The sequence below is a fragment of the Pseudotabrizicola sediminis genome (assembly GCF_004745575.1).
Taxonomy (GTDB): Bacteria; Pseudomonadota; Alphaproteobacteria; order Rhodobacterales; family Rhodobacteraceae; genus Pseudotabrizicola; species Pseudotabrizicola sediminis.
The window spans coordinates 365,178-389,436 of record NZ_RPEM01000001.1; the positions used below are offsets into that span (position 1 = coordinate 365,178).

At 61.5% G+C, this 24,259-nt stretch carries 26 protein-coding genes; 3 read left to right on the plus strand and 23 right to left on the minus strand.

The window, feature by feature from the left end; genetic code table 11:
- Positions 1-102: 102 nt before the first annotated feature.
- From EEB11_RS01640 to EEB11_RS01740, 21 genes are all read right to left on the minus strand, one after another.
- A complete protein-coding gene (locus tag EEB11_RS01640; protein WP_135428664.1) occupies positions 103-4,008 on the minus strand; it encodes a baseplate multidomain protein megatron in 3,906 nt (1,301 codons plus the stop codon).
- On the minus strand, positions 4,009-4,485 hold the full coding sequence (locus EEB11_RS01645; RefSeq protein ID WP_135428665.1) for a C40 family peptidase: 477 nt from the start codon (positions 4,483-4,485) through the stop codon (positions 4,009-4,011).
- A gap of 4 nt (positions 4,486-4,489) precedes the next feature.
- The gene (locus EEB11_RS01650) at positions 4,490-5,350 is read right to left on the minus strand and encodes a phage/gene transfer agent baseplate hub protein (protein WP_435531091.1); all 861 of its coding nucleotides are present in this window, start codon (positions 5,348-5,350) and stop codon (positions 4,490-4,492) included.
- Positions 5,347-5,979 carry a DUF2460 domain-containing protein gene (locus EEB11_RS01655; RefSeq protein ID WP_135428667.1) on the minus strand — a complete coding sequence of 211 codons (633 nt, stop codon included), beginning with the start codon at positions 5,977-5,979 and terminating at the stop codon, positions 5,347-5,349. Before EEB11_RS01655 ends, EEB11_RS01650 begins: the two co-directional genes overlap by 4 nt.
- A 9-nt stretch (positions 5,980-5,988) precedes the next feature.
- Entirely contained in the window at positions 5,989-6,642 is a 654-nt protein-coding gene (locus EEB11_RS01660) for an RcGTA-type gene transfer agent tail tape measure protein (RefSeq protein WP_135428668.1), read from the minus strand.
- Positions 6,599-6,838, minus strand: coding sequence for a rcc01693 family protein (locus EEB11_RS01665; RefSeq protein WP_135428669.1), 240 nt, complete (start codon positions 6,836-6,838; stop codon positions 6,599-6,601). Before EEB11_RS01665 ends, EEB11_RS01660 begins: the two co-directional genes overlap by 44 nt.
- Complete coding sequence (locus EEB11_RS01670; RefSeq protein WP_135428670.1) at positions 6,835-7,155, minus strand: gene transfer agent family protein; 321 nt, start codon at positions 7,153-7,155, stop codon at positions 6,835-6,837. Before EEB11_RS01670 ends, EEB11_RS01665 begins: the two co-directional genes overlap by 4 nt.
- Complete coding sequence (locus tag EEB11_RS01675) at positions 7,155-7,568, minus strand: phage major tail protein, TP901-1 family (protein ID WP_135428671.1); 414 nt, start codon at positions 7,566-7,568, stop codon at positions 7,155-7,157. Before EEB11_RS01675 ends, EEB11_RS01670 begins: the two co-directional genes overlap by 1 nt.
- Positions 7,569-7,601: 33 nt before the next feature.
- Positions 7,602-8,000, minus strand: coding sequence for a DUF3168 domain-containing protein (locus tag EEB11_RS01680; RefSeq protein WP_135428672.1), 399 nt, complete (start codon positions 7,998-8,000; stop codon positions 7,602-7,604).
- Positions 7,997-8,335: a head-tail adaptor protein gene (locus tag EEB11_RS01685; RefSeq protein WP_135428673.1), complete on the minus strand. Its 339-nt coding sequence runs from the start codon at positions 8,333-8,335 to the stop codon at positions 7,997-7,999. The genes EEB11_RS01680 and EEB11_RS01685 overlap by 4 nt, the downstream gene beginning before the upstream one ends.
- Positions 8,332-8,934 carry a head-tail connector protein gene (locus tag EEB11_RS01690; protein WP_135428674.1) on the minus strand — a complete coding sequence of 201 codons (603 nt, stop codon included), beginning with the start codon at positions 8,932-8,934 and terminating at the stop codon, positions 8,332-8,334. Before EEB11_RS01690 ends, EEB11_RS01685 begins: the two co-directional genes overlap by 4 nt.
- A gap of 157 nt (positions 8,935-9,091) precedes the next feature.
- Positions 9,092-10,288 carry a phage major capsid protein gene (locus EEB11_RS01695; RefSeq protein WP_135428675.1) on the minus strand — a complete coding sequence of 399 codons (1,197 nt, stop codon included), beginning with the start codon at positions 10,286-10,288 and terminating at the stop codon, positions 9,092-9,094.
- A gap of 34 nt (positions 10,289-10,322) precedes the next feature.
- A complete protein-coding gene (locus tag EEB11_RS01700) occupies positions 10,323-10,871 on the minus strand; it encodes an HK97 family phage prohead protease (protein WP_135428676.1) in 549 nt (182 codons plus the stop codon).
- Positions 10,872-10,875: 4 nt separating this feature from the next.
- On the minus strand, positions 10,876-11,118 hold the full coding sequence (locus tag EEB11_RS01705) for a GTA head formation protein, RCAP_rcc01685 family (RefSeq protein WP_135428677.1): 243 nt from the start codon (positions 11,116-11,118) through the stop codon (positions 10,876-10,878).
- Positions 11,115-12,305 carry a phage portal protein gene (locus EEB11_RS01710; protein WP_135428678.1) on the minus strand — a complete coding sequence of 397 codons (1,191 nt, stop codon included), beginning with the start codon at positions 12,303-12,305 and terminating at the stop codon, positions 11,115-11,117. The genes EEB11_RS01705 and EEB11_RS01710 overlap by 4 nt, the downstream gene beginning before the upstream one ends.
- Positions 12,306-12,346: 41 nt before the next feature.
- Positions 12,347-13,699, minus strand: coding sequence for a DNA-packaging protein (locus EEB11_RS01715; protein WP_135428679.1), 1,353 nt, complete (start codon positions 13,697-13,699; stop codon positions 12,347-12,349).
- Positions 13,650-13,985, minus strand: coding sequence for a hypothetical protein (locus tag EEB11_RS19740; protein ID WP_210134355.1), 336 nt, complete (start codon positions 13,983-13,985; stop codon positions 13,650-13,652). The genes EEB11_RS01715 and EEB11_RS19740 overlap by 50 nt, the downstream gene beginning before the upstream one ends.
- Before the next feature lie 209 nt (positions 13,986-14,194).
- Complete coding sequence (gene mltG / locus EEB11_RS01725; RefSeq protein WP_135428680.1) at positions 14,195-15,373, minus strand: endolytic transglycosylase MltG; 1,179 nt, start codon at positions 15,371-15,373, stop codon at positions 14,195-14,197.
- A 3-nt stretch (positions 15,374-15,376) separates the two neighbouring features.
- Positions 15,377-16,636, minus strand: coding sequence for a beta-ketoacyl-ACP synthase II (fabF, locus tag EEB11_RS01730; protein WP_135428681.1), 1,260 nt, complete (start codon positions 16,634-16,636; stop codon positions 15,377-15,379).
- A 145-nt stretch (positions 16,637-16,781) separates the two neighbouring features.
- Entirely contained in the window at positions 16,782-17,834 is a 1,053-nt protein-coding gene (locus tag EEB11_RS01735; protein WP_245298726.1) for a Gfo/Idh/MocA family protein, read from the minus strand.
- Positions 17,831-18,616, minus strand: a complete 786-nt coding sequence (locus tag EEB11_RS01740; protein WP_135428682.1) for a ThuA domain-containing protein — start codon at positions 18,614-18,616, stop codon at positions 17,831-17,833. Before EEB11_RS01740 ends, EEB11_RS01735 begins: the two co-directional genes overlap by 4 nt.
- Positions 18,617-19,014: 398 nt before the next feature.
- On the opposite strand from EEB11_RS01740, the gene EEB11_RS01745 reads away from it, so the two are divergent.
- The 3 genes from EEB11_RS01745 to ilvN all read left to right on the plus strand — a co-directional run bounded on the left by EEB11_RS01745 (position 19,015) and on the right by ilvN (position 22,659).
- A complete protein-coding gene (locus EEB11_RS01745; protein WP_135428683.1) occupies positions 19,015-19,929 on the plus strand; it encodes a calcium/sodium antiporter in 915 nt (304 codons plus the stop codon).
- A gap of 340 nt (positions 19,930-20,269) precedes the next feature.
- Entirely contained in the window at positions 20,270-22,024 is a 1,755-nt protein-coding gene (locus EEB11_RS01750) for an acetolactate synthase 3 large subunit (RefSeq protein ID WP_135428684.1), read from the plus strand.
- Positions 22,025-22,098: 74 nt separating this feature from the next.
- Positions 22,099-22,659 carry an acetolactate synthase small subunit gene (gene ilvN, locus EEB11_RS01755; RefSeq protein ID WP_135428685.1) on the plus strand — a complete coding sequence of 187 codons (561 nt, stop codon included), beginning with the start codon at positions 22,099-22,101 and terminating at the stop codon, positions 22,657-22,659.
- On the opposite strand, the gene EEB11_RS01760 is transcribed toward ilvN, so the two are convergent.
- Together EEB11_RS01760 and EEB11_RS01765 are read right to left on the minus strand one after the other, a co-directional pair.
- Positions 22,645-23,265 carry a class I SAM-dependent methyltransferase gene (locus EEB11_RS01760; protein ID WP_135428686.1) on the minus strand — a complete coding sequence of 207 codons (621 nt, stop codon included), beginning with the start codon at positions 23,263-23,265 and terminating at the stop codon, positions 22,645-22,647. The two genes, ilvN and EEB11_RS01760, sit on opposite strands and share 15 nt — an antisense overlap.
- Before the next feature lie 158 nt (positions 23,266-23,423).
- Positions 23,424-24,200 (minus strand): enoyl-CoA hydratase-related protein, encoded by a 777-nt coding sequence (locus tag EEB11_RS01765; RefSeq protein ID WP_135428687.1) that lies wholly within the window; start codon positions 24,198-24,200, stop codon positions 23,424-23,426.
- Positions 24,201-24,259: the final 59 nt, after the last annotated feature.

The window sequence follows — 24,259 nt, forward strand, 5'->3', positions numbered from 1 at the left end:
GTGTGAATTTCAAGTCACATGGGTGATATCAAGGTGTTTTCGGCGATCGAAATTAAATAGACTTCAAAGGTCAAAAATCTACGCCAACTGGAAGAATTTGACCTAGTCGCCAAAATGTCCATCTATCCGCTTGGCTGGCCCTGGCCCATACAACGATGAAATCTGACTGACCTCGAGTGAATAGGTCGAAAGAAGCCCAATCAGTGCTCTTTGAGCAGCAGAAATCAAAAAATGCGTTTCAGTCGTAACGTCATTATGCAAAATACGACCATCAGAAGAAATGATACGTATCGCATAAAGTTCGCGATCTTCGCCAATCGGCGCGTCGTACCCCTCCCATGAATCACCACCAATTCTCGTCCGTCGCACCCAAGTAAAACGGTGATTCTGCAAACCATCCATCGTAAACCGCAAGTGTGAAACAGACAGGGGGCGTAGGCCAGATCCCTTGAATGTTTCAATATCGTGCACCACAGTGTCCGATCCGATATCTTCGTTTGCGAAAGCCAAGCGATAGTGACGCTCGACATTCAGATGGTCGGTCGAAAGTGAAATCTGGATCAGCGACTCGTCAATCAATACGACATAGCTTCCAGCAGGTCGGGAAAGGGGCATCAGCGCATCTGTACCCGCCAATCCCCTGAGACGCGTTGACAAAGAGAACACACCCGGAGAAATCAGCTCAGCAGTCTGGTATTGAAAAATCTCCCACTGCGTAGGATCGTCACCACCAATAGCGACAAGATTTTTTCCCGACAGCATTCCTGAAGGCGACGTTGACTCCAACATCCTGGATTGCATCTCAACAATAAGACCGCGCCCTCGGTCGATGATTCCTGACGAGCAGGAAGGAAAATCAGACAGCGTTCTTCCAATGTGTGAAGCGCCATAAATTCTTGTATTCACCGTATAGTCCGAATCTTCATTTGCTGACCACAGAATTGCAGGCCCAGACCAAGGGACAGCTCTCACCGCCAGAAACGGCGCATAGGCTGTCTGGCTGTCGTTGACTAGCGGCAGGTCAAGCCAGACCCGCGAAACGGGACCAGATTCGCGAAACGAAGTCCATCCCTGCATATCGACATCTTGTTCTTGAACACGGCAGTTCCAAGGCTCGATGCGACTTGCAACTATTGCCACCTTCTGATCAATTTCAGTGCTGTCGATCCTGTAGGTTAACCCGTCGATTGAAAACGTCCCGCCATTCGTCAGGGAAATCATGGAAGGCGGCAAATCCAGCCTCATCTGATCGCGTGAAGCCAAAGCCGCGATCAACCATTTTTGAGCAGTCGCCTTGGCCGTTTCTGCAGGCAAAGCCAACGGATACTCGGTCTCGACCACGTTTGGGGAAGACGTCTCCGCAAGGGAAACCTCTGCGACAGAGGCTTTGAATGTTCCATCTGCAGAAATATAGGCAAAACGAATCTTTTCTACGGCATCATTGTCTGACAAACGGGTCAATTCAAGACTGGATGATCCATCCTGCGCCACTGCAATCAAGCTCTTGTCTATTGCCAATTCAGAACGCAGCCCACGAGTCTGAAAATTCAGGACCCCATCCATATCTGTGCAGTCAAAGCCATAAGTGACGGAGAGAGGTTGCAAACTGGCCCGTCCAGATTGGGTATCGGACACACCGTAACCATGCACCAATCCAAACAAGTATTTCGTCTCAATCCGTCCAATACCAGAATCAGCGCAAATTTCTCTGACGACCCTATCAAGCGGAGCGGAGCTGGCACGACCGTTCAACCAATGACCGCGATAATAGCTATCGCCATCAGACCAAAGATCAATAGCTCGCGGAAAGGCAGGGAATGGCCGTGCATCCCATGCCCAAGCATACAAATGATCTATATCAACCATCAAGCCTGAAAACAACTCCGAGGCAGGATTGTTATCAGAATCCGACCAGAACTCGTGTTGCGCCCGAAAATACTGCATTTGGATGAAGTCATCCCTGGTTCCAGTCGACGCACGTGGAATGGCAGACTCCGATGATTTATTGTCCAGAAACTTGTTGGGTTCGTTGGTTCCCTTGTCAATCGCAGCGCATCCATACTCGGTGAAGCGAAACGGCTTAGAGCCCGGGATCCAACTTGTCGACTCTGCCTCGCGCACGCCGTCAATGCGGTTGTGGTGAACGTTCGACCACCAGGATTTCATATCCTTATTGCGGAAAATCCAATCTTCTCCATGCTGAGTATCGCGGATTTCCAATCTGTTCTGGGCGTCAAATCCCTCTTGACCAGAATAGTACCAGTCAAATCCCTCTCCTCCCATGATATTGGACTTTAGATAATCCAAATTATAGATCGAGAGCCAGTCTGAATCGGCGTGTTTTGCAGTATCCCTCCAATCTGAAATCGGCATGTAGTTGTCGACACCAATAAAATCTATGTGACTATCAGACCAAAGCGGATCAAGATGAAAGTAGACGTTGTCATCAACATGATAGCCGAAATATTCACTCCAATCGGCAGCGTAACTTATTTTGACATCGGGCCCCAGAATGCTGCGCACATCTTCTGCCAGCTGGATCAAGGCCTGCACTGCGGGGAAACTATGACCGCCCCCTCTGATCTGCGTAAGGCCGCGCATTTCAGACCCGATGCAGAACGCCTCAACCCCCCCCGCAATCTTGCACAAATGGGCGTAATGAAGAATGAATCTTCGATACCCCCACTTTGGCTCACCGTTGTAAGAGATCTGATTCTGTCCTGAAACCGAGAAATGCTCTGCCCGCGCTTTACCAAAGAATGACGCAACTTCGCTTGCTGCCACTGCAGTTTGATCCGGGCTAGCATGACGCCCCGGAGCGACTGACAAGGTAATGCGCCCACGCCACGGCAACGCGGCTTGATACCCGTTGTTTGAGTAAGGGTCGTCCAGAGTGTTGCCTTCCATTTGATCCATAAGGATGAACGGATAAAACATGACGGATTGGCCCCTGTCGCGCAGGGTGACAATTGCCTCGATGACCGTCGAGTCTGCGGGGGTTCCGCCGTAAATTGACCTCCCCTCGCGGCGCGGTATTTCCGCAGCTTCGTTTCGTCCCACCCCGCCTGATCGCCAAGGGTTTCTGACTGCCTCAACGTGTTTTTGTTCTACCTTGGGCTGCACTTCACAAAACCCGCACCGCAGATCATTGCCAAACCAGGATACGACAAGCGACACCGCCTTGCAGTTGGGCAGTTCTTGCTGCAACTGGTTCAACGAGGTGGAAATATCTGTTTCGCCACTCGGCGTGTTGACGTTCAGCGTACGCGTCACGCCAAAGCTGTGTTCCTCCCATACCTTCTTTGTCCCAAGCGCGTATTCACCAGTCCCCGGAAACAGGGCGACCCCCTTGATCGCATCCTTCAGATCCGCAACCTGCTCTGCTTCAGCACCCTGCGCATGGCGTATAACCTCGAAACTCAGTTGCGGCACCCGATTGCCGAAGGCCGAAAGCTCAAGGTCCTCAATGACCACATAAGCAATGCCACGATAGGCTGGCGCATGCATGCTCCCCATCCGCGCCTCGATCAGCGGATCGGGAAGCTGATCCTCGGTTCCGGTATACACGCGCAAATTCAAGGATTTTGGAGAGATTTCATCCCCATCGGCCCAGAGTCTGCCGATGCCAAGAATGTTGCCCTCACACAGTGCAACGGCCAGACTGACGGAATAGGAATATCGAACGGCTCTGGGCGATGGCATGCCTTTGCCGCCGCTTTTGATGCTGGTTTCCCGAAACGGCGAAGCCCAGATGACTTGCCCCGCAAGTCGCATCCGGCCCCAACTTTTGGCAATCGCCGTGCCCTCGCTGGCTCCCATGATATGAAAGCGGTCAAGTTTACCAACCTCGACAGCGTCAGAGCCCAGTCCCATGATCCGCTGGTCCACGGCGCGCCCGATCGTCGCCCCGACCGCCCTGCCAATCACCGCCCCAGAAAGCCCGAGGACAGTGCCCCCTGCGCCCGCACCCAAGGCAGCGCCAGCTGCAGCAAAAAGGATCGTAGCCATTCATTCAACCTTTTCAGGAAAACAGTAAACCGCCACGACGCGACGCAGCCATGGCCCGGACAGAGAGCTTTCTACAACGCCGTAGCCGGTGTAGGCATGGATGAACCTCGGGGTGGGCGCGACAACCGAGACGATGCCAAGATGTTTGGCAACCGCGCCATTGCGCATCCGGAACAGAATGACATTCCCGACGGACAGCGCGAGATCAGGCTTGCGGCAAAGACATTGCCCTGCCGCTTGCATCAAGATCTCCTCGCCCGAAGGCTCCGACCAATCCGTCGAATAGGCTGGCGGGCTCAGGGGCTCCGGCCCGATCAGGGCACGCCACACGCCCCGTATCAGCCCAAGACAATCTGTGCCTGCGCCCCGGGTCGTGGCCTGATGGCAATAGGGTGTTCCAATCCAGCTGCGGGCCTCTTGTACGATCCTGTCGCCAAAGACAGGGTCTGCAGACGCAGAGCTTACGATAGCTGCCATGCCCTCACCTCATCACAGCTCTATCAGGACTTGACCGCAGCCAGTCTTCGCCCGGAATATGCGGAAATCCCCTGAAATTGAGAAAGTTGCCAAACTTCTCCCGACAGGTCGTGGCCCTCCGGTCGCACCCCGCGATCAGCCTGATCTGATCCTGCGGCACCGGACGCACAGCGAGCGTCCGCCACAGTTCGATAACCCGGCGACCTCCAACCATAGTGTCTGACTTGATCCGCCCCGACTGTCCCCTGCCGGCACCGGACTGGATCACCGCCTGCCCGTCGACAAACCAGCCTTCGGCAAAATCAGCAGCCGGAACATGCAGGACACGGCCGTCAATTACGGCCTCCACCACGCTTTCATGGCTGTAGGCCGCAGCGCTCAGATCAATCCGGCAGTGCCGATCACCCAGAACAGCGCTGCATTCCGAATGATACACCCGGCCACGCGGCACATTGAGCTTCTCGGTCAGACCGCGCAGCTCAACCCGGAATGCGCCACCGCTACGGCTCATTTCGCCAAACGTGCCGCGGAACAAAACTGTTCGCTCGGTAACATCCGCCCAGTTCACCAGAAACGTGGTCACTTCTGCCCCGTCATACCGGCCAGCAAGGATGTCCTCCTCGCTGATCGACGCGTCAGACAAGGCACCGATCACCTCGGTATTGTCGACCGCCATGCCGTTGCTTTTTTCAAGAGCACCTGCTGTCATGCCAGTCTTCGCGGCAAACACCACGCCATCAAAGGTCAGGTCGCAATCATGATCGGTAAAGCCATAGGTCTCGCCGTCATTCCGGCGCAAAAGCCAGGTCCGGCACACCGTTGTCGAGCCGGTCTTCAGATGCTGTTCAAGAGCTGCTTGCATCAGATCCGAACCTCCAGCACGGGCACATCGGGAATCTCACCGGCCTGAAAGGACGCGATTGAGGTCATGATCATGTCGGTGTCAAACCGCACCGGCACATCGAATTCAAATCCGGCATAGACTGTCACGCCAAGATCCGGCGGCACGGCAAAGCTGACTTCACCACGCAAGGTATCGACGGTGAATTCCAACCCCTCCACCTTGGGGTCACGGGCCACCGCCACCAGAACGGTTCCCGCCACCGGCTTGGTGATGCGGCGGGTATAAGTCTGCTCGCCCGAGCGGTAGGTTTTTGTCAGGGCAAACACTGTCTGGACGCCATCGCCAATGCCGATGACCTGATCGATCGCCGTCGGCTGTAACGAGGGCACACAGGATTTGTAATCCGCCCAGTCTTTCCAGCGAAACCCGTGCATCTTGCCCCGCCGCGCTTCAAAAAACGCGATCAGCGCATCAATATCGTCCAGCGTCCGCAGACTGGACCCCGCCTCATAGCGTCGGCGCGAATGGGCCCAGGGCGTGTTGCGCTCTTCAAAGCCATTGACCAGCGTCACAACATCCGTCCGCCGTTCTGGCCCGCCAACCGAACCAAAGCTCAGGTTGGCCGGAAATCTGATCTCATGAAATGACATGCCCTGCCCTCACCGGTTCCGTTGCCCGCGGGCCAGCGCACGCGACGCCTGCGCCGCAATCTGGCTCTGGCTGCGTTGAAAGCCCTGCACATCCGGGGTCTGAATGTTCATCACAACAGTCACCGGGCGGCCACCGCCTGCCGCCTGCACCCCAAGCCGCCCGTCTGCACCGCGTGCCAGCGGCATGATCGCCTCTGGCCCCGCCTCGCCCATCAACCCGCGCCCGCCGCGCATCGGAAAGCTGGTCGGGCTGCTCACCACACCGCCTTTGGCAAAGGGCATGACCCTGCCCTGCGAAAAGGCTCCACCGTCCTTGAACGGCATAATGCTGCTCATCGCCGAATTCACACCCTGCGCAACCAGCCCACCAAGCGCGTTCTGAACCGGGCGCATCGCGGTGGTATAGACCCCGTTGATCATCGATTGCGCCACCATCCGCAGCGCATCCGACAGCTTCAGCCCGTCAAAGATCAGCCCGTCAAACGCCCGCCGCAAACCGCCGCCAATACCCCTCGAGAGCGTGTTCACCTCGCGGCCGGTGAACACCATCGTCTCCTGCATCCTTGCAAGCTCGCCCTCAAAGGCGCTCACCATCGCAGATGACGCCCCCAAGGCCGCATCAAGCGCCTCGATCTGCTCCTGCATCTCGTCGATCCGTGCCATCTTCCACCTCTTTCACTCTGTCGGGAAACGCCGCCGCCAACTCCGCCAGCCGCGCCCGGGTCAGGGGCGGGCCCGCCGCGTCCGCCCCCAGCATGATCCTCAGCTCCACCGGAGACAGCCTCCAGAACACGACCGGTTCCAGCCCCAGCTGATGCAATCCCACCCGCATCAGACCGGGCCAGTCGATGCCGCTCATCCCTCACCCGGCAGGGCAAAGGCGCGCGCCAGCAGTTCCGCCGCCACCCGTGCGGCTTCCATCGGGCCGCCCCCGATCTCGACGCTCCGCAGATCCGCCGCAGTGCCTTGCCAGCCGCCTCCCCGCAGCCCCGCCACAAGCAATGCGAGAACGTCGCGCGATGAAAACTGCCCGGCCTCAAACCGCTGCACCAGATCAATCAGCGACCCCGCCGCCAACTGCTCTTCCAACTCGGCCAGAGACCCAAGGGTCAGCTTGGCCACATGGCGCTGCCCGTCCAACACCACTGCCACCTCGCCCGCCCAGGGGTTCGCCATCACAGCGCCACGAAGCTGAGCGCGCCCGCCGACGCCAACGACATCTCATACGTCGCCTCGCCATTATGGCTGCCCGCGTATTCAATGGCCGTGATCATGAAAGCCCCTTCCACCACGCCAAAATCGGGAATGATCACCTGAAAATCCGGCACTTCACCGTCGAAAAAGATCTGGCGCGCCCGTTCATCGGTGTTGGCATCCCGAAACACGCCCGACCCCGAAATCGCCGCCGATTTCACTCCGGCCCCCCCCAGCAACTCGCGCCAGCCACCTGTGCTTTCCAAGCTGGTCACATCCACCGTTTCCGCATTGAAGCTGATCCGCGTCGCCCGCAGTCCCGCCACCGTCTCGAAGGTGCCATCCCCCGTCAGATCCACTTTCAGCAACAGATCCTTGCCGCTTTGTACCGCCATGTCCGTCTCCAGAAATAATTGAAATTCAGATCGTCAGATCTCGACCCTCACACGGAATGTCAGATCAATCCGGCGCACGTCGCCGTCCTCCAACCGCCTTGCGACTGCCCTCAGGAACTGGATGCTCACAACCCGCCCCGTGCTCAGGGTCGGCGTGGCCCCGGTCAGGCATTCGGACACGCCGGACGCCAAGGCTTTGGCGGTCAGAAATCCCGCTGCCTCGCTGATCACGCTGACCACAATCCTGTGCTCGGCACCGTCCCCGCTTTTGTCCGACTGATCCAGCACCTCTTCCGGCACGATCAGAACAAAGGTCGATGCCGCCGCTGATGGCGGAACTGCGTCCACCACCAGAACCCCGCTCAGCGCCGGGGCCGAGGTCAACAAAGCATAGATGGCCGTCTGCAAGGCCGCCGCTGCGCCATAGCTCATACCGGTCCCTCCTCTTGCGCAAAGCAGGTCAGATAGTGCCCCGACGGATCCCGCTCGGTCACCGCCAGCACTTGAAAGCTGCGGCCTGTCTGCGTCATCCGCTGGCCGGGCACCGGCCGTTGCGGCGATCCGACAGGCGCCCCCCGCACCGTGATCCGGTAGGGCACCCTCGACACCGTAATCTCTTCGCCCGCAGCCTCACGCCCCGCCCCCGGGGCCACATGTGCCCAGAGTGTGCCGACAGCCTGCCAGGTGGTTGCAAACCCTCCGGCACCGTCAGGCGTGAAGACCGATTGCTCCAAGGTCAGAAGCCGGTTCAACTGCAACGGCGTCATGCGCTGCCCCCGCCCAGAACCCGCACCGTCCGCCAGCGCTCGATCAGCGCCTGAACGGCCAGCGGCAAGGCAGGCCCGCCGCGCCCGCCAGAATGGCGCGCCTCATAAAACTCCGCCGTCAGCAGAAATACCGCCTGCGCCAGATCTGCCGGAACAGCGGCCCAATCCGCCCCGAAGCCCGCGTCGAACACGATCTCGACTGCGCCATCCTCCGGAATGCGCGGCAAAGCCCCGCCGATCCCTTTCAAACGGGGACGGGCGCTGTCCGGCTCCAGCATATAGCTCTCCCCTGGCAAAACGCTGATGCCCCCCACGGCATCCACCAGCGTCACAGAAACCATCGCTGCGACCGGTGCCATCGGCAGGGCCTGTGCGCCCCTGTCGTCGCGCCAGCGGTTCAGCCGCAGCAGAAACCGACGCGTCAACAGGGCCTTGCCGGTGCGGCCTTCGATGGTTGCAATTGCAGCCCGCAGGTGGGCCGCGACCAACCCATCCTGCAATCCATCATCCGCAAAGCCTGTGCCCAGCCGCAGGTGGTCTTTCATTCCCTGCACGGGCAGCGCATCGGGCAGCACCGTGGTCAGCTCGGTCAGCATCATGTTCTTTCTCCGATTGCCCCGTCACCGCGTAAAGATCGGGCGCGCGCCCCACACCGCTCGGTCAGAGGGGGGGGAGCAGCTAGACGGCATGGGTTTTTTCGCACGCGCCCGAAAGCTGGCCAGCCTGAAACAACAGGCCGGCCGTTGACCGTTTTTGTTACGACACCGCGACCTTCAGCAGCTTGATCGCCGCATAATCGGTGATATCGCCGCCCACGCGCTTGTTGGCGTAGAACAGCACATGCGGCTTGGCGCTGAACGGATCGCGCAGAATGCGCAGATCAGGGCGCTCGGCAACGGTGTAGCCCGAGGCAAAGTCGCCAAATACGATCGGATAGGCATTGGCCGCCACATCCGGCATATCTTCACAGATCAGCACCGCATAGCCCATCAGGCGTGGCGGTTCACCCGCCTGCAAGCCGTCCGACCACATGAAGCGGCCATCGGCATCCTTCATCTTGCGCACCGCACCGGCCGTTTTCGAATTCATCACAAAGGCCCCATTGGCCCGGTAATCCGCCCCCAACGCATAGACCAGATTGACGATGCAATCGGCCGCATTGCTCGACGCGAAATCGGCCGCAGCCCCGGTCGGCACATAGCCCAGGCTGCCCCAGGTCCAGGACGCATTCGCCACCTTCGCCGGCAGCAGAATGCCCCGCGGCTTGTCGATACCATCGCCATTGATGAACGCCGCCGCCTCGGCCCGGATAAAGCGCGTGGCGATCTTGCCGGCCAGCCAGCCTTCGACATCAAAGGCACTGTCATCCAGCAGCCGCTGGCTGGCCTTCGGCATCGCCGAAAGCTCGTGCAGCTTGATGGAAATCCGCTCGATGGCTGGGGTTGAGGTCTCGGCCTGCGCCGCCGCTTCGGTGGCCCAACCCGATCCCACTTCGGTCCGGTCGATCAGCACGTCGAAGGAAATTGCCTCCACCTGCACCACATTGGCGACAGACCGCAGCGATGAGGTCGACACCAGCAAGGACCGGATCGTATCGGCGGTCTGTGGGTCCACCAGATAGCCACCCTCGGCTGCCACGGCGGTGCTCATGGCCTTGCCTTCCAGCACCAGCCCGCGCAGCCCATCATCGTCGCCCGACCGCAGATAGGCATCAAACGCCTTCTGATGGGGTGCATCAAGATCCGCCGCCGCCGAAAGGGCCGGGCGGCCATAGCTCATGGTTTTTTGGTTCAACATGGTCAGTCGCTCTTCCTGATGTTGCAGAGATTGTTTCACTTCGGCTTGAAACACTTTGAGTTCATTCACAAATCCGGCCATTGCGGATCTGACCTCCGCTCCCGGATGCAGGGCCGTGGGCAAACCTTCCCCGGCCCGAGCTTTTGTCTCGGTCATCGTTACTCCTGATGTTTGAACGAAAGCCGGGGCGTTACCGCTCGGCCAGTTGCCGGCGCGCGTCGTCAAAGACCTGCACCATTTGCCGCCAGTGCAAGCCGTCGTCCGACTTTGCCTCCACCCGCGCTTCGGAAAGCATCGGAAAGGTCACCAAAGACACCTCCCAAAGCTCCAGCTCCGACAAAAGCCGCTGGCCCTTGCCATTGCGTTCGGCCTTTACCGTTCGGTAGCCGATCGACAACCCGTCAATCGCCCCCGCCGCCAGCAGGGCCGCCGCCTCGCGGCCCCTGTCCACTTCGGTCAGGATGCGCCCCTTGACCCACAGGCCGCGCGCATCCTCCCGCACCTCCTCCCAGACCCCGATAGGCTGCGCCGGGTCATGCTGCCACAGCATCTTAACCTTGGCCCCCGCACCGGCCAGTCGCTTCAGGCTGGCACCGTAGGCTCCGGCCAGAACCATATCGCCGCCCTGATCCTTCACCCCGAACAGGCTGGCATAGCCTTCGACCACCCGGCCATCCGTCACCGTCAACCCTTGCTCCGGTCGCAGATACTTGCGCTCCGGTGCCCCATAATCGTTCATCCCGTCACCTCATCGCCGCCTGAAGAATGGCTTCGGCCCCCTGCGTCAGCAAAAAGGCCGCAACCCCGTACACGCCCAGCCAGATGCGCTTTTCCAACCGCTCCAGCACAGCATCAATCTGGCCCAACCGGTAATCCAGCGCGGCCCAACGCTCTTCGGCCACGCGCTCATTCGCCTCGATCCGCGCCGCCGCCGCGTCAAAGCTGTCGAACAGGAACCGTGACCCTTCGGTTTTGCGGATCGTCATGCCTCGTCCGTCACCGCAGGCAGGCCCAGCAACCGGCGCTTTTCGGCCTGCGTCAGGAAGTCGGCCGCCCCAACCCGCGCCCATTGCTGGTCACGCTCTGCGGCCAGCGCCGGGATCTGGTCCAGATCGACCTTTACCTCCACTGCCTCACCGGTGAACCCGGCCAGCCAATGGCTGACATCCGCCATCACCTTCGCCGCCAGCGGCAGCACGGTCAGCCGGTAGAACGCCCGGTTCGCCTCCTGGTAATTGGCATAAGTTGCATCGCCCGGAATCCCCAGCAGCATCGGCGGAATGCCGAAGGCAATCGAGATTTCCCGCGCCGCCGCCTCCTTGGTCTTCTGAAACTCCATGTCAGACGGTGAAAACCCCATCGGCTTCCAGTCCAGGCCTCCTTCCAGCAGCATTGGCCGCCCCGCATTGCGGGCCCCCTGATGGTTCGCCTCGATCTCGCCCACCAGCCGGTCATACTGGTCGTTTGACAAAGACCCCTGCCCGTCCACCCCCTTGTAGACAATTGCCCCCGAAGGCCGTGCGGCATTGTCGAGCAAGGCTTTCGACCAGAAGCTGGCCGCATTGTGCACATCGACCGCCACCGCCGCCGCCTGCATCGGAGACAACCCATAATGGTCATCCTGCGGATGAAACGCCTTGAGATGGCAGATCGGCTTGATATCGCCGCGCATGTCAAACCGGTGCGTCCGGCCGCCAACCGTATAGTCATAGGCCACCGGCCACCCATCCGGCCCCGGCACCAGCGACATCCGGTCGGACCGCAGCACGTGCAACTCGCCGGGCAAGGCACCCGCCCCCGGCACCGCCTCCAGATAGGCACTGCCGCTCAGCAGAAAATGCCCGTAGACCGCCTCCAGAAACTCGGCCCGCCCCTGCGCGCCATTGGGGCGGTTGATCACCCCCAGCACCGGATGGCTGTCATACCGCCGCTCGGCATCCTGACACACCAGAGGCAGCGCCGCTGCCGCCTCGGCCACCAGCTTCACCGCGCGAAACCCCACCGGATTTGCCAGAAACCCGGTCCGCGTCAACGAGGCCGCATCGCGCGGGCTCCACTTCACCCGGCCCGACGATCCCCAGGCCGCCACCCGCCCGGACGCACTCGCCTTGGTTTCCGGCGCGGCAAGGGGGGCGGACGAAGCCTCGCCCCGCCGCAGAAAGTTGAACACCATGTTTTCAGATCTCCGTTTTTCGGGATTGCCCCCGACGCGCGCTAGCGCCGTTCCAGCACCCGCATCTGCGGATTGCCGCTATAGGCCTTGGCCGGTTCGATCATCGCCTCCTGCAAGGCCCAGACCAACGCATCCACCCGGTCCGGGCTGCCTGCACCTTTGAACCCGGCGCGGGTCATCAGACACATCTGGTCCTCCAGCTTGCGCAGATAGCCTGAATGGACCACCCGGCCCTGTTCATACAAAGCCGCCACCGGCTCCGCCCGAAAGCTCTTGCCCTTGGATGCCGACAGCCCGCGATAGGCCACCAGCGCACCCTGTTGGCGGATCACCGATTCAATCAGATCACCGCCCTGATTGACCTCGGCCACCATCCGGTCGGCCCCGTGCCGCTCATAGGCAGATACCGCCGCCCGCGCCCAGTCGGTGGGGGTGCCGCTGATGCTGGCGTCTTCCAGCACCACCGCGCGCCAGTCGCGCGGATTGCCCTCGGTGTTCACCCCCACCACCACGATCCCGCATTCATCCGATGTGGCTTTGCTGGTTACCGGCGGGTCCACCGCCACCACAATCCGGCTCAGCCGGTCGGGCGACGGCCCACGCGCCGCCTCCAGCATCTCGGTGGTCCACAGGGCACCCTCGATATCCTCGATCAGCTCACCCTCCAGCTCCTGCCGCCCCAGCCGCTGCCCACCGTATCGGGTCTGCACCTCCTCCAGGAACGATTTGGCCAGATAGGCCCGGTTTGCATCGGTGGGCGCGTGGGTCATCACCGTGGACGGGTTCTTCAAAATGGCCTTCAGCACCGGAATGCTCTGCGGCGTCGTCGTCACCACCTGCTGCGGGTTGGCCCCCAGCCGCAGCGCAAACTGCAACTGGTCCCACGTCTCCTGCGCACGCCGCCACTTCGCCAGTTCATCCACCCAGGCCGCATCAAACTGTGGCCCCCGCAGACTGTCCGGATCATGCGCTGAAAACACCTGCGCCACCGCCCCGTTCGGCCAGGTCAGCATCCGACGCGACCCGTTCCATTCCGGCCTCCGGTCGGGGGGCGAGCAGGCCAGAATGCCGCTTTCGCCAAACACCATCACCTCGCGCGCCTGATCCAGCGTTTCCGCTACCAGCGCCACCCGCCCGGCCCGGCCGGGGTCCGACGGACGCGCACCTTCGACCTGCGCACGCACCCATTCGGCCCCGGCCCGCGTCTTGCCCGCACCCCGCCCCCCCATGATCACCCAGGATTTCCAGGCTCCCTCGGGCGGCAACTGATGCGGCAGCGCCCAGAACTCAAACATCCAGGGCAGCGCCAGCAGCGCCGCATCCGACAGACCGTTCAGAAAATCGTCAATCACCTCCGGCGTCGCGGAGGCAAGCCAGACGCCGCCCGATCTCATCTCGCGCGGCCTGAAAGTCGAGCTCGCCGGTTCCGACAGCCCCGGCAAGCGTTTTGCGGAGTTTGTCAACTTTGTTCCTCTCATCCATAAACAGCCGGACAAAGCTGGTCAGGTTGTCCGCGACACGTTTTGCCTCGGCCAACTGATCGAACTTGCCTGCCTCTACCGCTTCAATCACCTGATGCAGCCTGACGACCGCGCGCCCCAATTGCTGTTCGGCCACCCACAACAGGGCCTCTGGCGCTTCGGTCTTGTCCGCTTCCGTTGCAATGAAGTTGATTGTCATGCTGTGCTGCCACCCGCCTCGCTGTCCCTCCGGTCGAGCAGATGTGAAAAAGAGCGGTCAGGGGTATTACCCCGCCGCTCTCGACACGTCTTCTAGCATGTCACAAGTGATACATCGGACCGCGCGGCAAGTCAAGCCGAAAACGAAGCGATACCAATGGGTTACCGTGCTCCGCGTTTACGGGTTGTTAACCCTGACCCCGCGGCAACCTATTCCCCCTGCACGCCGGTCTGGCCTTCGGCACCTTGCGTCCGCTCAATCTCGCGCCAGCGCGCCACATTGGCGTTGTGCTCCTGCAGCGTCACCGCAAAGGCATGGCCCCCGGTGCCATCGGCGACAAAGAAGATGTAATCCGTGCTGTCCGGGTTCAGCGCCGCCTCAATGCTCAGCCGCCCCGGGTTGGCGATCGGCGTGGGCGGCATGCCGTCGATAACATAGGTATTATAAGGCGTTGCACGCCGAAGTTCACTCTGCCGGATGCCACGCCCCAACACGCCCTGGCCCAGCGTGATCCCGTAAATCACCGTCGGGTCGGTCTGCAACCGCATCCCAAGTTCCAGCCGGTTGACGAACACACTTGCTACCTGGCGCCTTTCTTCCGCGACCCCAGTTTCCTTTTCCACGATCGATGCCATGATCAGCGCCTTCTCGGGCGTGTCATAGGGCAGACCATCCGCCCGGGCCGCCCAAAGCTCGGCCAGAATGCGCTCCTGCGCCGTGGTCATCCGTGCCAGCAACGCCGCGCGATCAGACCCTTTGTCCACCTCATAGCTGTCAGGGGCCAGAGACCCCTCGGGCGGCACCTCTGCCACCTCACCAGTCAGGAAATCAGCCCGCTTCAGCGCCTCAGTCACCTGCCAGCTGGTCACACCTTCGGCCAAGGTCACGCGGAACCGCAGATCGGGCTCTTCCACCACGTCGACATAGGCCTGCGGCAAAGCCTCCACCGCCGGATCGAACTTCACCACCTCGACATAGCGGTTGGTCGTCGCATCCAGCTCGCGCAACACCACATCAGCGGCATTTACCCCGATGCGGAAGTTCACCTCACGGCCACAGGTCGATTGTCCGCCCTCGGTCAGCGATGCCAGCACATCCACCATCGACGCGCCCGGCGGCAGCAGGTAACTGCCGAATTTCAACAGCTGCGCCTTTTCGGAGTAATCCGCGCCGATCCGGAAGATCCGCGCATCCGACACCGCGCCCTGCGCCTCCAGCGCCCGGCTCACCTGGCTCAAGGATGCCCCGCGTTCCACCCGGAAACAGATCGCATCGGTCAACGGCCCCGGCCCGGTATATTCCTCCCGCCCCCAGGCCAGAATCCCCGCCGCCACCACCAGCAGCACAATGAACAGCGTCAGCGCGTTCGAGGCTATGGACCGCCACATCTCTCAGCGCACCTTGCCGATGACAAGGCTGGCATTGGTGCCGCCAAAGCCAAACGAATTAGACAGCGCCACATCAATCTTGCGATGCCGTGCCACATTGGGTGCCAGATCCAGCTTTGGCGTGACCGCCGGGTTGTCCAGATTGATCGTCGGCGGAGCCACCTGATCACGAATGGCGAGGATACAGAAAATCGCTTCCACCGCCCCTGCCGCGCCCAGCAAATGGCCGATCGAGGATTTGGTCGAAGACATCGTCGCCCCCGCCGCCGCATCGCCCATCAACCGCTCGACCGCGCCCAGCTCGATGGTGTCGGCCATCGTGCTGGTGCCATGCGCGTTGATGTAATCCACATCCGCAGGCACCAGCCCCGCGCGTTTCAGCGCCGCCGCCATGCTGCGATAACCGCCATCGCCATCCTCGGCCGGGGCGGTGATGTGATAGGCATCGCCCGACAACCCATAGCCCAGAACCTCGGCATAGATCTTTGCGCCACGCGACTTTGCGTGCTCGTATTCCTCCAGCACCACACAGCCGGCACCTTCGCCCATGACAAAACCGTCGCGGTCGGCATCATACGGGCGGCTTGCCTTTGTCGGATCATCACCGCGCTTGGTCGACAGCGCCTTGCAGGCGTTGAACCCGGCGATCCCGATTTCCGAAATCGGGCTTTCGGCCCCGCCTGCCACCATCACATCGGCATCGTCCAGCATGATCAGCCGCGCCGCATCGCCAATCGCATGCGCCCCGGTGGAACAGGCCGTCACCACTGCATGGTTCGGCCCCTTGAAACCAAAGCGGATGCTCACCTGCCCCGACACCAGATTGATCAACGCGCCGGGGATGAAGAAGGGCGAGACCCGCTTGGGCCCCTTTTCCTTGATCAGCACGGCGGTTTCCGCAATCGTCGACAACCCGCCGATGCCCGACCCGATCATCACACCGGTGCGTTCGCGGTCTTCATCGGTCTGTGGCACCCAACCGGAATCGCGCACCGCCTGCGTTGCTGCCGCCATACCGTACAGGATGAAATCATCGACCTTGCGGCGGTCTTTCGGCTCCATCCAGTCGTCCGGGTTGAACGTGCCGTCTGTGCCATCGCCCAGCGGAATTTCGCAGGCATATTGCGTCACCACGTTGCTGGCATCAAACCGCGTGATCGGCCCGGCCCCGGATTGCCCGGCGATCAGCCGGCTCCAGGTTTCCTCGACCCCGCAGGCCAAAGGCGTAACCATTCCCAGACCCGTCACCACGACACGACGCATACGATCTCTCCCAAGCTCCAGCAGGCTATCGCGCCTGATACACGCGGGCCATCATCAGCGCAACCGCCGGGGCAGTCGCGTAAGGTTTACCGGCGGAATGGGGGGCCAGCCCCCACCCCCCGGAATATGTTTCGACTGGACATGATCAGACCGGCAGCACCAGCCCATCCCGCCGCGCACTTTCTTCGGCCCGGTCCAGCAGGCGCTGCAACACAGCACCGCGTGCAAAATCCGGGATCGCCGGCGCCCCTTCCCGGATCGCCGCGATGAACCGCTCATAAATCGACGGTGTGGGAGGGCACTCCACCTCGGTCCAGCTTGCGGTCAGACGGTCTGTTCCGGTGCAGGCGTACAACCTGCTGACATGGTTATCCGACCGCACCTCCAGCCCCCCCAGATCGCCGAAAATCCGCAACCGAAGGTCGTTCAAATGACCACTGGCAAAGCGCGTCGCATGCACCACACCCAAGGCCCCGCCCTCCAGCCGGATCTGCATCGTGGCAGAGTCATTGGCATCCAGCGTATATTCACCGATCCGGCCATCCGGTACCTTGTCAAAGGTCGCCAGCCGGGCCGAGACATCCACCGCCGCCTCGCCCGCGATGAAGGTCGCAAAATCGAGGATATGTATCCCCACATCCCCCAGCACCCCTTTGGACCCATGCGCCGAAGACAGCCGCCACAGCCATTGCGGTTCGGTCGACCATTCGCCCCAGGCGGGCTGCGTCAGCCAGCTTTGCAGGTAGGACGCCTCGAAATGGCGTATCTTGCCAATCGCCCCTTCGGCCACCATCTGCGCCGCCCGCTGCAGCGCCGCGCCGTTGCGATAGGTCAGGTTTACCATATTGACCACGCCCGCCCTCGCCGCCGCAAGGGCCATGGCCTCGGCATCCGCCGCATTGGTCGCCAGCGGCTTTTCGCACAGCACATGCTTGCCCGCCGCCAGCACCGGGATCGTGGTGGCAAAATGCGCGCCATCTGGTGTCACATTGGTCACCGCATCGAACCCGCCCCAGGAAAGTGCATCAGCAACCGACGCAAAGCCATTGGCAATATTGTGTTTTTCGCAAAACGCGGCCAGCTGCGCGGGCCGTGTATCCACCCCCGCGACCAGGTCAACCCCGTCAATGGCGGCAAAGCCTTCGGCATGGTTGTTCGCCATGCCGCCGGTGCCGAGGATCAGCAGGCGGACCGTCACCGGAACCCCTCCTCACCGTCATGATGCAGACGCGGCCCGCGCTCGGTAATCGGCTCCAGCGCGCGCTCCACCGGCACATTCGGAGCCGCCGACGCATCGGCCAGCCGCGCCGCCGGGTTGTGCGCCCATTTCACCGCGTTCAAGATCACCCGCTGCACATGCGCGTTGTGATAGGTCGGATAGGTTTCATGCCCCGGGCGGAAGTAAAACACCGACCCCGCCCCGCGCTTGTAGGTCAGGCCAGAACGGAACACCTCGCCGCCCTGAAACCACGACACGAACACCGTTTCCATCGGTTCGGGCACGCCAAAAGGCTCGCCGTACATTTCCTCATTCTCAAGCTCGAAATGATCGGGCAGCCCCGCCGCAATCGGATGGTTGCGGCTGGTCAGCCAGATCCGCTCGCGCTCGCCCGCCTCGCGCCAGCTCAGGTTGCAGGGCGCGCCCATCAACCGCTTGAACGGCTTGGCGAAATGCGCCGAGTGCAGGAAAATCGCGCCCATGCCGGACCAGACCGCATCGCAGACTCGGTCGACCACAGCATCGGCCACATCGCCATGCGCCGCATGGCCCCACCAGATCAGCACATCCGTCTCGGCCAGCTTGGCCGCCGTCAGCCCATGCTCGGGGTCTTGCAGCGTGACCGTCGTGGCCGTCACCTCCGCATCGGTGTTCAGCGCATCGGCAATCGCCGCATGCATGCCGTTCGGGTATATCCCCGCCACGACCTTGTTTTCCCGCTCGTGTACGTTTTCACCCCAGACCGTCACCCGGATCGCCATGGCGATTCCCTCCCTTGCATGCCTTGTCATCCGCGCCTTAGCACGTTCCAAAGCGCTTTGGCAGTGGGCTCCATCCGGTCTGCAATGCCTTGCTGCCTCAGATCGTCGGCTCAGCCAAGTCTAGCCAGCGGGCCAGCCATCGACACTGCGATACAGGGTTGCTACGCGTGCACCACATATCAGTCGCGCTACTGTCGGCCAGACTGGTGGCAGGCAGAGCCAGATCACGCCCGGACCCTGATGGCCCGGTTCTGACGCGACAGCAACACTGCCCCGCAAAAGGCGGTGCTGACTGCAGAAAGCCGGCAGGAACTTCCCTCGCGCCCCTTGCAATTTGCCACCGCACCCCAAAGTGATGGCCACGACAAAGGCCGCAAGGCACCAGCGAGGACGCCATTTTGACCTACATTTTGTTCTGCATCGGGCTTGTCGCCCTGTTTCTGGGCGGCGAATATCTGGTGCGTGGGGCATCCAACATTGCCCGCCACTTCAACCTTTCCCCGATGGTGATCGGCCTGACCATCGTGGGTTTCGGCACCTCGGCACCCGAGCTTCTGGTGTCCGTTCAGGCCGCCCTTGCCGGTCAGCCCGCCATTGCCATCGGCAATGTGCTGGGATCGAACATCGCCAATATCCTGCTGATCCTTGGCACCTCGGCTGTCATTGCGGCGCTGATGATCCCTTTGGGCAAGGTCTGGCGCGACCTTGGCATCATGCTGGTGGCCACCGCCGCCCTGTGGGTCATGCTGCTGGATGGTGTGATCTCGCGCGTGGACGGGGTGATCCTGCTGGTGGGTCTGGCGATTTTCATGGTGATGGCCTTCGTGCTGGGCAAGGAAGAGCCCGATCTTGACGCCGCCCCCCCGGCAGGCATGCCGATGTCCATCGCGCAGACTCTGGGCGGTCTGGTGGTGCTGGTCATCGGCGCGCGGCTGCTGGTCGACAGCGCCACGCTGATCGCGCAATCCTTCGGCGTGTCCGAGGCGGTGATCGCCCTGACCGTCGTCGCCATCGGCACCAGCCTGCCGGAACTGGCCACCAGCGTGATCGCGGCCCTGCGCAAGCAGACCGAAATCGCGGTCGGCAACGTGATCGGGTCCAACATCTTCAACATCTTCTCGATCCTCGGCATCACCGCCCTGATCACCCCGATCCCCGCCGATCCGCGCTTTGCCAGTGCCGATATGCCATGGGTTGCGGGCACCGCGATCTTGCTGGTGCTGTTTGCTGTTGTGCTCAAGGGCATCCCCCGCATCGCAGGCGTGGCCTTGCTGGCAATCTATGCCGGATATGTTGGGCTGATGATGACCTAAGCCGTGCGACGGCCCGCGACTCAGCCCAAAGTCGCGGCGGATTCCACTGAATATTTGCATTAGTTTCCCCCAAGCGGGGCAAAACGTAAGAAAAAACCAAATTTAGCCGGTCCCTGCGACATATTGTTTGTCTTTTTGCGGTTGACGCCCCCGGTGCGCCACCATAGTTTGCCTTGCGTAGAGCTTTGAGGGGGCGGCCATGCTGCACATTCTCGTACTTGGGGGTTTTTGGCGCATGGGCCGGTAACGGTTGACCATAACAGGTTCCCATGCGCCCCCGGAAACCCCGGGGGCTTTTTGTTGCGATCAGGCCAGACTGGCACAGGCGGAGAAACAGACGATGACACAGTCAATGACAGGCGCACGGATGGTGGTGCAAGCGCTCAAGGATCAGGGCGTCGAAGTGGTCTTTGGCTACCCCGGTGGCGCGGTTCTGCCGATCTATGACGAGATCTTTCAGCAAAACGATATCCGCCACATTCTGGTGCGCCACGAACAGGGTGCCATCCACATGGCCGAAGGCTATGCGCGCTCGACCGGTAAGGTCGGCGTGGCGCTGGTGACTTCGGGTCCCGGGGCCACCAATGCGGTGACCGGCCTGGTCGATGCGCTGATGGACAGTATTCCCATCGTGGTGCTGACCGGTCAGGTGCCCACCTTCGCCATCGGCACCGATGCCTTTCAGGAGGCGGATACGGTAGGCATCACCCGGCCCTGCACCAAGATGAACTGGCTGGTGAAAGACACCGCCAAACTGTCGGAAACCATCCACCTGGCCTTTCACGTCGCCCGCTCGGGCCGCCCCGGCCCGGTGCTGATCGACATCCCCAAGGATGTGCAGTTCGCCGATGCCCATTATGTACCACGTGAGAAGATCAAGCCAAGCCATTACCAACCCAAGGTAAAAGGCGATATCGAGCAGATCACCCGTCTGGTCGAAATGATCGAAACCGCTGAGCGTCCGGTGTTCTACACCGGCGGCGGCGTCATCAACTCCGGCCCTGCCGCCAGCCAACTGTTGCGCGAACTGGCGGAAGCCACCGGCTTTCCCGTTACCTCGACCCTGATGGGTCTGGGCGCCTATCCGGCATCGGGCAAGAACTGGCTGGGCATGCTGGGGATGCACGGGTTGTATGAGGCAAACCTGGCGATGCACGGCTGCGACCTGATGATCAACATCGGCGCGCGGTTTGACGACCGCATAACCGGCCGCATCAAGGATTTCAGCCCGAATTCTCGCAAGGCCCACATCGACATCGACGCATCATCAATCAACAAGGTGGTGCATGTCGATGTGCCGATCCTGGGCGATGTCGGCCATGTGCTGGAAGACCTGCTGCGGATCTGGAAATCGCGGGGCCGTAAGGTCAACAAGGCGGGTCTGGCGACCTGGTGGAAGCAGATCAACGAATGGCGGGCAGTGAAATGCCTGACCTACAAGCCATCGTCCACAATCATCAAACCGCAATACGCGCTGGAACGTCTGGAAGCGCTGACCAAGGGGATGGACCGCTATATCACCACCGAGGTCGGCCAGCACCAGATGTGGGCGGCGCAGTTCCTGGGGTTCGAAGGGCCGAACCGCTGGATGACCAGCGGGGGCTTGGGCACCATGGGCTATGGCCTGCCTGCCAGCATCGGCGTGCAGATCGCGCATCCCGAGGCACTGGTGATCAATGTCGCCGGTGAGGCGTCATGGCTGATGAACATGCAGGAAATGGGCACCGCCATGCAGTTCCGCGCGCCCGTGAAACAGTTCATCCTGAACAACGAACGCCTTGGCATGGTGCGCCAGTGGCAGGAATTGCTGCACGGCGAGCGCTATTCGCAGTCTTGGTCCGAGTCGCTGCCCGATTTCGTCAAACTGGCCGAAGCCTTTGGCTGCAAGGGCATCAAGGTCAGCGACCCCAAGGATCTGGACGACGCCATCATGGAGATGATCCGCTATGATGGCCCGGTGATCTTTGACTGCATGGTCGAAAAGCACGAAAACTGCTTCCCGATGATCCCATCGGGCAAGCCGCATAACGAAATGCTGCTGGGGGATGATGACACCCAAGGTGTGATCAACGCCAAGGGCGCCGTGCTGGTGTGATTTCTTGCTGATAACCCCGGGGGCTTTGCCCCCGGACCCCCAGGATATTTGTGAACAGATGAAAGGGCAGGCTCATGTCGCCGCTCAATATCAAACAAGGCTCAAGCAGCCACTCCGCCTATGACCTGCGCGATCCTCATGCCGAGGTGATCGAGAGCCACACGTTGGCCGTGATCGTCGACAACGAAGCCGGGGTTCTGGCGCGAGTCATCGGGTTGTTTTCCGGGCGCGGCTACAACATCGACAGCCTGACCGTGGCCGAGGTAGACCATACCGGGCATCTGAGCCGGATCACCATTGTCACCCGGGGCACGCCACAGGTGATTGCGCAGATTAAGGCGCTGCTGGCCCGCATGGTGCCGGTGCATGATGTGCATGACCTGACCGAAGAAGGCCCATCGGTGCAGCGCGAACTGGCGCTGTTCAAGGTAGCGGGCAAGGGCGAGCACCGGATCGAGGCGCTGCGTCTGGCCGAGATCTTCCGCGCGCATGTGGTGGATTCGACGCTGGAATCCTTTGTGTTCGAGATGACCGGTACGCCGGAAAAAATCGACAGCTTTGCCGAGTTGATGCGCCCCCTGGGCCTGCGCGAAATCGCGCGGACCGGGGTGGCGGCGCTGTCACGCGGGGTCTGACGATGGATCGGCGCGGGGGCCGGGATAAAGGTAATCCCGGACCCGCGGCACCGCGCCCGGCTGCCGTGCGATCTGCATCTGGAACAGCACCATGCCCATATGGGTAAAGCTGACCTCGGCCGCGACCAGATACCACCACCACACCCGCACGAACCGATCATCGAACATCGCCTGCACCTGCGGTTCATTCGCGCGGAACCGGTCCTGCCAGTGGCGCAGCGTGCGGTTATAACGGCCGCGCCAGACCTCCAGATCGGTGACGACCAGATCTGCGCGTTCCACCCGTGGGATCACTTCGGAATAGGCGGGCGCATAGCCGCCGGGAAAGATGTATTTCTGAAACCACGGCGACAGCACGCGCGGCGGCGTGTGGCGCCCGATAAAATGGATCAGCCCGATGCCATCCTTGGCCAGTACCGCGTGGATCTTGTCGAAATAGGCCTGATACTGCGGCACACCGACATGTTCCATCATCCCCACCGACACCACCCGGTCAAAGCGATCAGGGACATCCCGGTAATCCTGCAGCCGGAACTCCACCTTGCCCGACAGCCCCAGCGCCGCCGCACGGGCCTGTGCCGCCGGCAGGGCGGGGTCCGGCCCCATACGTCACGGCGCTGCCATCCGGAAACGTCACGCGCAGGCGCCCGGACCGGATGCCCCTGTGCAGAATGGCCTGCAACACCTTGATCCACATGCTCCCCACCCCGCCTGTGTCCCCTGACATCAGCGTAAGCACCGCAAGGCAAGGTTGAAAAGTGTTTTCAGCGCCCCTCGAACACCGCAGGGCGCTTGTCCAGAAAAGCCACGACGCCTTCCATGAAGTCACGGGTCTGCCCGCATTCGCCCTGCAACCGCGCCTCCAGCGCCAGCTGCGTGTCCAGATCATTGCTGGAACTTTGCCGCAGTGCCTGTTTCACACCGCGGTATGCCACCGTCGGGCCATTGGCCAGCGCCCCGGCCCGCGCGGAGATATGGGCGGCAAAATCCGCGTCCGGCACCGCTTCCCAGATCATGCCCCAGTCTGCGGCCTGCCGCGCGCTGATTTTGTCGGCAAACAGCATGGCCCCCATCGCGCGGGCAAATCCCATCTGGCGTGGCAGCCAGTAAGTGCCCCCGGCATCTGGCATCAGGCCGATCCGGGTAAATGCCTGAATGAAATTGGCGCTTTCCGCCGCGATCACCACGTCGCAGGCCAGCGCCAGATTGGCCCCCGCCCCTGCCGCCGCGCCGTTGACCGCTGCAATCGTCGGCACCGGGCAATCGATGATGGCCCGCAACAAGGGTTCGTATTCGTCGCGCAGCGTGCGTTCCAGATCAATCTCGGCGATTTTTGCGCGGTCGCCCAGATCCTGACCCGAGCAGAAGGCCCGGCCCATCCCGGTCAGCACGATCACCCGCGCGGTTTTGCCGGCATGGCGTACGGCGTCCAGCAATTCGGCCCGCATCTGTGTCGACAGCGCATTCATCACATCGGGCCGGTTCAGCGCCAGTGTGGCGATGCCACCGTTTTCGGTCACGGAAAGTGTCTGGTACGTCATTCTGGCCCCCCTGAGATCCGGCGTCAGACTAACCGCCCTGCCGCACAAGAAAAGGCCAA

Excerpts from the sequence above, each read along its gene's own strand:
- EEB11_RS01640 (WP_135428664.1), bottom strand. The coding sequence starts at position 4,008 with ATGGCTACGATCCTTTTTGCTGCAGCTGGCGCTGCCTTGGGTGCGGGC.
- EEB11_RS01645 (WP_135428665.1), bottom strand. The coding sequence starts at position 4,485 with ATGGCAGCTATCGTAAGCTCTGCGTCTGCAGACCCTGTCTTTGGCGAC.
- EEB11_RS01655 (WP_135428667.1), bottom strand. The coding sequence starts at position 5,979 with ATGTCATTTCATGAGATCAGATTTCCGGCCAACCTGAGCTTTGGTTCG.
- EEB11_RS01660 (WP_135428668.1), bottom strand. The coding sequence starts at position 6,642 with ATGGCACGGATCGACGAGATGCAGGAGCAGATCGAGGCGCTTGATGCG.
- EEB11_RS01665 (WP_135428669.1), bottom strand. The coding sequence starts at position 6,838 with ATGAGCGGCATCGACTGGCCCGGTCTGATGCGGGTGGGATTGCATCAG.
- EEB11_RS01670 (WP_135428670.1), bottom strand. The coding sequence starts at position 7,155 with ATGGCGAACCCCTGGGCGGGCGAGGTGGCAGTGGTGTTGGACGGGCAG.
- EEB11_RS01675 (WP_135428671.1), bottom strand. The coding sequence starts at position 7,568 with ATGGCGGTACAAAGCGGCAAGGATCTGTTGCTGAAAGTGGATCTGACG.
- EEB11_RS01680 (WP_135428672.1), bottom strand. The coding sequence starts at position 8,000 with ATGAGCTATGGCGCAGCGGCGGCCTTGCAGACGGCCATCTATGCTTTG.
- EEB11_RS01685 (WP_135428673.1), bottom strand. The coding sequence starts at position 8,335 with ATGACGCCGTTGCAGTTGAACCGGCTTCTGACCTTGGAGCAATCGGTC.
- EEB11_RS01690 (WP_135428674.1), bottom strand. The coding sequence starts at position 8,934 with ATGATGCTGACCGAGCTGACCACGGTGCTGCCCGATGCGCTGCCCGTG.
- EEB11_RS01695 (WP_135428675.1), bottom strand. The coding sequence starts at position 10,288 with ATGACCGAGACAAAAGCTCGGGCCGGGGAAGGTTTGCCCACGGCCCTG.
- EEB11_RS01700 (WP_135428676.1), bottom strand. The coding sequence starts at position 10,871 with ATGAACGATTATGGGGCACCGGAGCGCAAGTATCTGCGACCGGAGCAA.
- EEB11_RS01705 (WP_135428677.1), bottom strand. The coding sequence starts at position 11,118 with ATGACGATCCGCAAAACCGAAGGGTCACGGTTCCTGTTCGACAGCTTT.
- EEB11_RS01710 (WP_135428678.1), bottom strand. The coding sequence starts at position 12,305 with ATGGTGTTCAACTTTCTGCGGCGGGGCGAGGCTTCGTCCGCCCCCCTT.
- EEB11_RS01715 (WP_135428679.1), bottom strand. The coding sequence starts at position 13,699 with ATGAGATCGGGCGGCGTCTGGCTTGCCTCCGCGACGCCGGAGGTGATT.
- EEB11_RS19740 (WP_210134355.1), bottom strand. The coding sequence starts at position 13,985 with ATGACAATCAACTTCATTGCAACGGAAGCGGACAAGACCGAAGCGCCA.
- mltG (WP_135428680.1), bottom strand. The coding sequence starts at position 15,373 with ATGTGGCGGTCCATAGCCTCGAACGCGCTGACGCTGTTCATTGTGCTG.
- fabF (WP_135428681.1), bottom strand. The coding sequence starts at position 16,636 with ATGCGTCGTGTCGTGGTGACGGGTCTGGGAATGGTTACGCCTTTGGCC.
- EEB11_RS01740 (WP_135428682.1), bottom strand. The coding sequence starts at position 18,616 with ATGGCGATCCGGGTGACGGTCTGGGGTGAAAACGTACACGAGCGGGAA.
- EEB11_RS01750 (WP_135428684.1), top strand. The coding sequence starts at position 20,270 with ATGACACAGTCAATGACAGGCGCACGGATGGTGGTGCAAGCGCTCAAG.
- ilvN (WP_135428685.1), top strand. The coding sequence starts at position 22,099 with ATGTCGCCGCTCAATATCAAACAAGGCTCAAGCAGCCACTCCGCCTAT.
- EEB11_RS01760 (WP_135428686.1), bottom strand. The coding sequence starts at position 23,265 with ATGGGGCCGGACCCCGCCCTGCCGGCGGCACAGGCCCGTGCGGCGGCG.
- EEB11_RS01765 (WP_135428687.1), bottom strand. The coding sequence starts at position 24,200 with ATGACGTACCAGACACTTTCCGTGACCGAAAACGGTGGCATCGCCACA.